At 50.2% G+C, this 613-nt stretch carries 1 protein-coding gene; it reads right to left on the bottom strand.

Going from position 1 to position 613, the window contains the following annotated elements:
* Positions 1–472: diguanylate cyclase domain-containing protein (locus tag IEX22_RS16295; RefSeq protein WP_229660112.1), on the bottom strand; the 472-nt coding region annotated here is incomplete at its 3' end.
* Positions 473–613 lie beyond the last annotated feature (141 nt).

Below are 613 nucleotides of genomic sequence, written 5' to 3'. Positions count from 1 at the left end.
AAACATTGAGGCTGAAATTCTCCAGTGCGAAGGGGCGTTCGAACGCCGTCAGCAGTTTTTCGGCAATGACGGTCGCTGCCTTGGTTTTTTGCAACCCTTCAAGAAGAATGATGAATTCATCACCGCCCAAGCGCGCAACCGTATCACCATCCCTGATCGCTTTGGTCAATCTGGATGCGACCGCTTTCAGCAGTTGATCGCCAATATGATGACCCAGGGAGTCGTTGATGTGTTTGAACCGGTCGAGATCCAGAAACAATAGGGCAACCATAGTGCGATTGCGGTGAGCCTGGCGCAGAGCATGATCCAATCTGTCCTGGAATAGGGTGCGGTTGGGTAGGCCGGTGAGCTGATCATAATTGGCCAGCAGTCGCAGATCTTTTTCAGCCTGTTTACGATCTGTGATATCGGTAAACACCACCACAAAATGGCTGGCCTCTCCCTGGCTGTTGAGTACCTGATTGATCTCCATCCAGACTAACAAGGATTGCTTGGAGTGAGTGCGTATTTGCACTTCACCGGACCAGTGTTTTTGATTCAGCAGTTGGTGTTCTATCTGTAGATAGAAGCTCCTGGGATAGAGACCCCGGGTTAAAAACAGGAATGGTTTGCC

Source organism: Tersicoccus solisilvae (assembly GCF_014643255.1).
Taxonomy (GTDB): Bacteria; Actinomycetota; Actinomycetes; order Actinomycetales; family Micrococcaceae; genus Tersicoccus; species Tersicoccus solisilvae.
Note: the sequence above shows the minus strand (reverse complement) of the source record. Positions and strands in the feature narration are given on the sequence as shown.